We start from the raw sequence: 8,793 nt of genomic DNA on the forward strand, positions 1-8,793 counted from the left end.
GAATCTCATTTCACAGCTCGCGGAGCTGTGTCGGTTTTGCATCTATAATCGAATGCGACGGGCCTCCTCGCATGGGGAAGCAGCCAACCGGGTCAGGTGGGGAACCAAGCAGCCCTAACTGTGGATACAGTGCCGAGATCAGGCTCGTCACCTTTCGATGGAAACCTCTTTACAGACAAGAGGCTGTCTTCCGAGAAAGGCCATTCCTCACATGAACAACAAATGCTGCAGCGCTTTTCCCAGGAAAAGTATTTCGCGCTGACGTCCATGTCTTGGATCTCAACTTGACCGCCGGAGGCGGTGCCGTCCCGATCAGAACCGATCCTGAACCCGTCATCGCGTCAGGATCTCCCGCAGGCCATTGGCGGACAAGAGCGGCAACCAAGAGGCCAAGAGATCAGACGCAAAAAAGGCCGCAGTCGCGGCCTTTTTGTCTCTGCTGGATTGAAATGGCGCCGCACAGTGACGCCATGAAAATTCAAACCGGAACGCCCACCAGATCATGCCCCTGCGTGCCCACAATGCGCACGCTGATCAGCTCGCCCACCTTGTAGGTCTTGCTGGCCTTTTCAGGCGGCTGGATGTGAACCACACCGTCAATCTCGGGAGCATCGGCATAGGTCCGGCCCACACCGCCCTTTTTGCCCAGGCTGACAGCCTTGTCCACCAACACCTTCATGACCTGGCCTACGCGGCGCTGCAGACGCCTGGTGGAGACCTCCTCGGCCACCTCCATGAAGCGCGCACGACGTGCTTCGCGTACTTCTTCAGGCAGCATGCCGGGAAGTTCGTTGGCGGTGGCGCCTTCGACGGGGCTGTAGGCAAAGCAGCCGGCACGGTCGATCTCGGCTTCGCGAATGAAGTTAAGCAGATGCTCGAACTCTTCCTCGGTCTCGCCAGGAAAACCGGCAATAAAGGTGGAACGAATCACCAGCTCGGGGCAGATCTTGCGCCACTCGCGGATACGGTCCAGATTCTTTTCGCCCGATGCGGGTCGCTTCATGCGCTTGAGCACATCGGGGTGGCTATGCTGCAAGGGCACGTCCAGATAAGGCAGGATCTTGCCCTCGGCCATCAAGGGCAGGACCGCATCCACGGTGGGATAGGGATAGACATAGTGCAGACGCACCCAGGCACCGTGCTGCTGCGCCAGCTTGCCCAGCTCGTCGGCCAGCTCCAGCATGCGGGTCTTGACGGGCTTGCCGTCCCAGAAACCGGTACGGTACTTCACATCCACACCATAGGCCGAGGTATCCTGGCTGATCACCAACAGCTCTTTCACGCCCCCTTCGAACAGCGCCTTGGCTTCCTTGAGCACATCGCCAATCGGACGCGAAACCAGATCGCCGCGCATGCTGGGAATGATGCAAAAGGTGCAGCGATGGTTGCAGCCCTCGGAAATCTTCAGATAGGCATAGTGCTTGGGCGTGAGCTTGATGCCAGCATCGCCAAAGCTGCCAGGCACTAGGTCCACGAACGGGTCATGCGGCTTGGGCAGGTGGGTGTGCACGGCGTCCATCACCTCTTGGGTAGCATGGGGGCCGGTGACGGCCAGCACACTGGGGTGCACTTCGGCCACCATGGTGGAGCCGCCCTCTTTGCCAGCCTTAGCACCCAGGCAACCGGTCACGATCACCTTGCCGTTAGCTGCCAGAGCTTCGCCAATGGTGTCCAGGCTTTCCTTGACGGCATCGTCAATGAAGCCACAGGTGTTGACGATGACCAAATCCGCGCCTTCAAAGGTCTTGGAAGTCTGGTAACCCTCGGCGCTGAGCTGCGTGAGAATCAGCTCGCTATCAGTCAAGGCCTTGGGGCAACCCAGCGAAACAAAGCCCACTTTGGGGATTGCGGTTTGCGTGGGGCTAACGGAGTCGATTGATTTCATTTGATTTTTCCAGCAGCGCAGCGTCTACGCGCCAAGCAGAAATTTTATTTCAACGGCCAAATCAGCAGACTCGACTCTGTTGTTCGAGTCAGCCACACGCACGATGAAAAACTGGTAAACGAAAAAGGCGCTACCGCTTCTATAGCTGTAGCGCCTGTATTCTGGCTGGTTCCACGAGATTCAAGCTCGCAACCAACGGATTAAAAGCCCGAGTCATCAACAAGCATTGACACGGCCCAAAACAGGTTAATCGGTCGATCTTACCAGCTGTGCACCCAGGCTGCTCGCGCCCTCCAGGTCTCCCCAGGGCTAAGGTATGCGATGGAAGCTTGCGACCTCCCTGCCATGCCCTAGCGGGAGGCATCCAATAGCCCCCTCAACGCTCGCTGTAGCGCCCCCAGTCAATGCCAGCAGATAAAGGAGCAGCTGCAAGGCATTGCTCACTAGAGAAAAGCCGTTCGCAGAGGATTTCCGCCAAACACTGAACAAGCAGACTACCCGGGCGATCGCCAAGCTGCGTTGCACCGAGACTGACCGGCATAAGCACCCAATCCACTCCGCCTTGGCAGCGCTGACACCATCACCCCGCGGAGCAAGCACACCTGACATATCAGCTTGCTCTACAGAAGGCCAAGGCACACAAGCCAGGGCCGTGCCGAAATTTGCTGCAATCGAGCCATGGAATTGCCGTAAATTCGCACGATGGATCCTGACAAGGCCTAGGGCCGTGGGATCCTTGTCACGACCACTCGAAATTCATGGGTCAACAACTCCCACAACACATTCAAACGACTCCCAGCATTCATGCACCCTGAGCCAACAGCACTTTCAGCAAGAAAGATACCTACTGCCACGCACACGCGAGTCACCTGTGCGTATCGGTGAACTCGCCGCACTCACAGGCTGCACGCCCAAAGCGCTACGCCTGTATGAGGCGCACGGCTTGCTCGGCACCGTGGCACGCCGGGGCAGCTACCGCAACTACGGCCCGGAAGATGTGCAGCGCGTGCAGTGGATCCGCCAGGCGCTGTCGCTGGGTTTTCGCCTGGCTGCGCTACAGCCGCTACGCAGCATCGACACCCCCGCCGGTGCTGCCGCCGTCCAGGCATTGCTCCAGACCCGGCGACGCGCCATTGCCGACGAACTGGCGCGACTGCAAGCTGCCGACAGCACCCTGGCTGCATTGGCCATGGAGCTGAGCACATGCGACGGTGCAAAGACATGCCATTCACCAGCGCCACTCTCCATTTGACGTTGTAGGGCTTGACTCTGTCCCCAGGGACAAGGTGATGCTGACGGCTTACGAACTCAGCCCGCCTCTATCACCATGTCCCGTCGCATCCTCATCGTCCTCGGCCAGCCCTCCACCAACAGTCTATGTGCCGCCTTGGCGAGCACCTATGCCGATGCCGCACGCCACGCTGGAGCCGAGGTCCGACTGCTGGAGCTGGGGGAAATGCAATTCGATCCCATCCTGCGCCACGGATACGAGCATAGCCAGCCGCTGGAAGCCGACCTGCAGGGCGCTCAGGTCGACATTACCTGGGCACAACACCTGGTGTGGGTCTATCCGATATGGTGGGGAGGACTACCGGCGCTGCTCAAGGGCTTTCTCGATCGCATCTTCCTGCCAGGTTTCGCCTTCAAATACCGAGCCAACTCTGCATTTTGGGACCGCATGCTGGCCGGCCGCACTGCTGAACTGCTTGTGACAATGGATTTCCCCCTTGGTACTACCGCTGGGTACAGCGCCAACCAGGTCATCGGCAAATGAAGCAAAGCATCCTGGAGTTCAGCGGGATCCGGCCCGTGCGTGTGCACAGTTTCGGCCCGGTGGTCAAGTCCAGTGCAGCCAAGCGCGCCGCCTGGATGGAGCGCGTGCGCACGCTGGGCACTCGTGCAGGCTTACGCTGACAGCGTCCTTCCTTATCCCTCATCCACCGCTCTTTGCTGCGACGGGAGGGGTGTCGGCAAGTCACCCAACTTTCGCTCCGTGAAGCTCCACACGACCAAGGAATACGGCCACAGACTGCTGCGGGGCGGATGCATCGACCGGTTGAATCCCCGCCCATTGCAGTCATTCATTGAGGCTAAAAACCTGCCTCCCTCCAAAAAACACTCGTCGCAGTTTTCACAAACTGCGCCGCAGCCGCTTCCCATTGGCCGCGAATGCTGACTTTGCCACGCCAGCGGTGCTGAAAATCGGTGTCTGCTCCCAGCGGTGTCACCACATCCAGCACCACTCTGTAAACCGGGCGCTCCGGGTACAGGGTGCCTTGCATGCTTCGGACCTGAATCATGCCGCCAGCCGCCGAAGACAGCGCAGCCTCCGAGAGGGTACGACTCGCATCCTGATCGACGCTGCGCACCCTCAGATCCAGCACCGGCCCCACACCAGCGTCAGCGATGAAAATTGCGCTGTCGCCGGTGCTGATGCGCTGGACATCTTCTTCCTGCACATAGGCAAGAACCTCCAGCCGATCGTTGCCCACGACTCTGCCTAGCAGTTCGTTGCGGGCCAGCCAGTCTCCCGGTCGAAGATCCGGATCCACGTCGCGCAGCACTCCGGCGCCCGAGGCATTCAGCCGGTATCGGCTGGCTTCGGTTTCCACCGCCTGCTGTTGAGTGGCCGCCTGTAGCTGACGCTCTTGCAGAACCTGCCAGTCCCTGCGCAGCTCCGAGTCGAAACCTGCTGCCGCGATCTGCTGTGAATACTGGGTCCTCTGCGCATCGTTTTGAGCCTGAGCGGCCTTAAGCGCCGGGGAATCCAGCATAAAAACAGGGGCATCAACCTCGACCATGCGTGCGTCGCCAAACATTTGCTGCTGCAGCTGGGATGCATCAAGCGCATGCAAAGGCCATATCTCACTGGATTGCAACATACCCTCGGTGCGAATGGGGGCAGGCAGGGGCAGCCAGCAAAGTGCAATAAGTACAAAGGCTCCGACAGCACTCCAACGTGCTCTTCGACTACGGACGATCTGAGGCCAGCGCAAATGCCATGCTGCAATCTCGGACCACAGAGGCTTGGCAATAAACCACACAATCTCCACCAGAAACAGCAAGATGCCCAGTGCCTTGATGAAGAAGTGATAGACCAAGGCAGCAATACCCAAAAAAAGAACCAATCGATAAATCCAGGTAGCCCAGGCAAACAAGATGAGCCCGCGACGCTTGGTATCGGAAAAAGACTCCGGGGGAGGTTCACCGAGCTTGAATAATTTCTCTCTCATATCCCAGCGTGCCAGTGCAAAAGCACGTGAGTGCAGATTGGGCATCTGTAGAAAGTCGGACAACAGGAAATACCCATCAAAACGCATGAACGGGCTTGCGTTGATGGCCAGCGTACTGACCCATGTCGTCGTGGCCAGCAAAAAGGCCATGGACTTGGGGACTCCTTCGGGTAACCAGACCCACGCCAGCAAAGCCCATGCGGCAATCATCAGCTCCGTGGCGATGCCCGCACCCGCGACCTTGAGGCGCTGATCACGTCTGGTCAATTTCCAAACCTCGTTGGTATCGGTGTATGCCACCGGCCAAAGCACCAGAAAGGCGACACCCATGGTCGGAACGCGGCATCCAAATCGCTTGGCCATCAAGCCATGCCCCAGTTCATGAAGCACCTTGACAAACCCTAGCGTCAAACCATAGGCCAGCAGTCCTTGCCAGGTCAGCGAATCAACCAAGGTGGCCGTAAACGCTCCCCAGGAGCGTGAAACGCCCCAGCCCCCCGCGAACAGAGCCAGCAAGCTGATCCCGCCAAAAGTTCGGCTGAATAGAAACTCCAGCGATGGCGCCCATCGTGTCAGCCAGCGATCGGGCCTGATCAACGGGACCCGAAAAAAGAGGTAGTTATGAAGAAGCCATTGCATCCAGCTTGAGCGTCTGCCCTGCCACCGTTCCGCCAGCGCGTCGGCGCTATTGGGAGGTGGCTCCAACAGATCATTTCGCTGCGCAAACTGCAAAAGCGCATTCACGTCTTCCTCATGGAGCGTCAATGTCGTTTGAGCACAGACATCTTGCACAATCGCGTCAGCGACGCCCAGATGCCAGCGCTTGAACACCTCAAAGCTGGCCCAATCCAGCTGAAAGAAAAGATTGCGCACGGGATCATGCAGAGTCCAGCTGGGCTGGCCATCGGGCAGCACAGGACCGGCAAGCAAATCCAGCTCTTCACGCAAAGCAGGCCATGCAGTACTCATGTGATTCACCAGGCAAAGAACTGGCGCAGGACGGCCCAGGGCTTGCGCAGAACCCAGTAGACCAAAGGCACCCAATCGCCTTGCAGCTTGGCGGTACCTTTGAGGCCTATACGAGCCTCCTCCTTGGCGAGCGACATGGACGCACGCACTCGATAGGCGTAGCTGCCATCTGGCCTGGCATTGGCGTCATACGCCATATACCGTAGCTTGCCCTCCAGCCCGGCCATGGGATTCGCTGCCAGATACAGCCTCACTGTGGCGCCCTGGGCCAATGGAATGGCATCGCCGATGGGAACCCAGGCCTCGATTTCCACTTCATCAGGCCGGGCAATACGCATCACCCGCTCGCCCGTCTGTACAGGTTTGCCAAGCCATTCGGTGGGCGAGTCAAACAAAACCATGCCATCTTCAGGTGCCAGTACCCGGCTGCGATCACGTTGGTCACTCAGATATTGCACCTCGGCACGCTTCTCTCCTATGCGCCCGACTAGCGCTGCAAGCTGTGCCTTGGAGCGAGCGTCGCCCAAGGCCAGTTGGGCAGATTGTCGATATTCGGCTTCAGCGGTCAGCAGAGCTTGCCGGGCAACTTCCAATCGGCTGCTGATCTGCGCCTCATCCAGTCCAAACAAGCGCTCGCCTTTACGTACCATTTGATTGGGCTGGACATGGATCTGATCGATGACGCCATCCAAGGGTGCTCTCAACACCACAGGCTGGGCCGCTACCAGTTCACCCGGAGCAAGAACGCTCATATGCACAGGGACAGCACCAATCGCAACAAGCCCGCCAATGATCCAGACAGGCTTTCTCTGCCACCAGCTCCTGGCCGCAGTTATTGATACCGCAGGCTTTCGCCAGAACCTGGATTGGCCTGCCTGCAATGCAGAGTACGCATGGAACCAGATATGACACCATTCGGCGAGCAGCGGAAAACGCTGCTCTTCAATAGGCTGCGCCCCTGAAAGCAACAGCCCGCCGCAACAAACAGGTGTCTGGGCATCCTGCACAAGAGGCACCCATATCGCATAGGCGCCCAGCCATTCGTGCCAGGAACTGGCCAGCTCGGGAGGAAGCTGGGCCGGTTCAATGCGCCGCACCTGAACGGATGGCTGCGCCTGGAGAAACTGACCAACCCCGTGCAGCCACTGCGCATAAGGAGTGTTCCTGTCGGTCTCGACCACGCCGGACAGCGCCGTCACACCCTCCTTGTCCAGCCACAAGCATGCTTGACGGTAAGGCACGAGTAAACGGCTGTCGTTGACCAGCAAAAAGTGCAGTTCGGCGCTGCTGCGTGCGGCCCTGGCTCGATGCCCAAGCTCGAGCAGCAGCATTGCCGGGTTTGCGTTCTGAGGAGAAACGGCTGCATTCATCGCACAACCGCCTCATGGGCTGCACCCATCAATCCTTTAGCCATGGACATACATGGACATCCTTTTCCCCACCTGCTGATTCGCTGCATTTGCCATCTTCTCACTCAGCCCAGCCCGCCCTGCGGGTGCGCTGGACGTCGCCCTTGCATCGCCGATGACCACTTTGACAGTCCGCACCGACTCGTGCCCCTTTCCATCGCTGACCTTGATCTGCAGAACAAGCGTTGTGCTGAGGTCCTTGGGTGCGTTGATGGTTAGCTGACCGCTATGACGATCCAAGCGCACCCATCCGGGAAGCTCCTGCTTACCGGAGAAGCTGAACTGGAGCGACTCGATATCCCACGGGCTCTCCGACGCCAGGAGGACGGGCTTCAGATCCAGAGTGCTGCCTCCACTCGCGACCGAGAACTGCTCAGGTGCCGGATCAAATCCAGAGCGATTGGGTTCTGCTGGTGCGAAAAGCGACGCCCACATCCAGTCATTGACGCCTGCAATTGGCTGCGGAAGGCCATATTCAGACCAGCTATCTTGACGAGGCATCCCTGTGTCTCGAGATACGGAGCCGAGCATCATCGACGCAGGATGCAGAAAATCAGCATTCGGTTCTGGTACCTCGGAAGGTTGAAATGGAGCGAGACCAAGTCCATCAGAGGAATTACTCACAGCAAAGGCAAATGGAGCATGCACGGCAGGAGGTACCAGCGGTTCAACAACGCCGCTGAGTGAAGTTACCGAAGATGCATTGCCCGCCACGTCCCTTTGCTGAACCCAGAGGCTGAATGCCCCGAGACCAGGTAGTTGGAGGGAGTTCCCGCGGCCTTCAAGCCAGGAAACACCATTGTCCAAGGAGTACTGCCAGCTTCCTCCCGTTTCCAGACCAGAAATGAAGACCAAGCCCGTTGGCGAGACTTGCCGCCCATTCACCAGCGTGGCTTGATCCAGAGTAATTTCTGGCGCAACCGGATCAAGGGTATCGATGGCATAAGAGTTGGATATTGTGGTGCCGATGCCGCTGTTGCCTGCCGCATCCATATAGCCGGTGTTGTTCAGCGTGATCACATTGCTGACATCGGTGATGCTGGCTGTCGGCTTCAGGGTCGCCGTCCAGGTGACGCCGTCGCTGCTGCTGAGGTTGCTCAGACTGCCGTTCGCCACAGTGAAGTCACCAATATCCAGCCCCGTCACCGCTTCGCTGAAGGTAATGATGACCGTGGAACTCTCGCCCACCGCCAGCGCCGTATCGTTCACCACAATGTTGGCTGTCGGGCGCTGGGTGTCGATGGCGTAGTTGTTCGAATCGGCGGTGCCGCTGCCGGCATTGCCGGCAGCGTCAGTC

Annotated in this window: 5 protein-coding genes, 1 other RNA gene and 1 pseudogene; 3 read left to right on the plus strand and 4 right to left on the minus strand. The window is 58.6% G+C overall.

Annotated features, from left to right (window positions below):
- Nucleotides 1-56: 56 nt before the first annotated feature.
- Nucleotides 57-152, plus strand: an RNA gene (ffs, locus tag AAIL67_RS02940) — signal recognition particle sRNA small type.
- 326 nt (nucleotides 153-478) lie between these two features.
- Here the strand turns inward: ffs and rimO are convergent.
- Nucleotides 479-1,885 (minus strand): 30S ribosomal protein S12 methylthiotransferase RimO, encoded by a 1,407-nt coding sequence (gene rimO / locus AAIL67_RS02945; RefSeq protein WP_343483348.1) that lies wholly within the window; start codon nucleotides 1,883-1,885, stop codon nucleotides 479-481.
- 871 nt (nucleotides 1,886-2,756) lie between these two features.
- Between rimO and AAIL67_RS02950 the strand changes: the two genes are divergently transcribed.
- A complete protein-coding gene (locus tag AAIL67_RS02950) occupies nucleotides 2,757-3,137 on the plus strand; it encodes a MerR family transcriptional regulator (RefSeq protein WP_343483349.1) in 381 nt (126 codons plus the stop codon).
- Nucleotides 3,138-3,212: 75 nt separating this feature from the next.
- A pseudogene (locus AAIL67_RS02955) lies at nucleotides 3,213-3,799 on the plus strand (NAD(P)H-dependent oxidoreductase).
- Nucleotides 3,800-3,975: 176 nt separating this feature from the next.
- Here AAIL67_RS02955 and AAIL67_RS02960 read toward each other — a convergent pair.
- The 3 genes from AAIL67_RS02960 to AAIL67_RS02970 form a co-directional block, all read right to left on the minus strand.
- Nucleotides 3,976-6,066: a site-2 protease family protein gene (locus AAIL67_RS02960; protein ID WP_343483350.1), complete on the minus strand. Its 2,091-nt coding sequence runs from the start codon at nucleotides 6,064-6,066 to the stop codon at nucleotides 3,976-3,978.
- A gap of 26 nt (nucleotides 6,067-6,092) precedes the next feature.
- Entirely contained in the window at nucleotides 6,093-7,418 is a 1,326-nt protein-coding gene (locus tag AAIL67_RS02965; protein WP_224650445.1) for an HlyD family efflux transporter periplasmic adaptor subunit, read from the minus strand.
- A gap of 75 nt (nucleotides 7,419-7,493) precedes the next feature.
- Nucleotides 7,494-8,793, minus strand: a 1,300-nt coding sequence (locus AAIL67_RS02970; protein ID WP_343483351.1) for an Ig-like domain-containing protein, incomplete at its 5' end; no start/stop codon positions are given.

The sequence above is a fragment of the Comamonas sp. A7-5 genome (genome assembly GCF_039581385.1).
Lineage (GTDB): Bacteria > Pseudomonadota > Gammaproteobacteria > Burkholderiales > Burkholderiaceae_C > Comamonas > Comamonas thiooxydans.

Coding starts and splice junctions, on each gene's coding strand:
- rimO (WP_343483348.1), bottom strand. CDS start 1,885: ATGAAATCAATCGACTCCGTTAGCCCCACGCAAACCGCAATCCCCAAA.
- AAIL67_RS02965 (WP_224650445.1), bottom strand. CDS start 7,418: ATGCTGCTGCTCGAGCTTGGGCATCGAGCCAGGGCCGCACGCAGCAGC.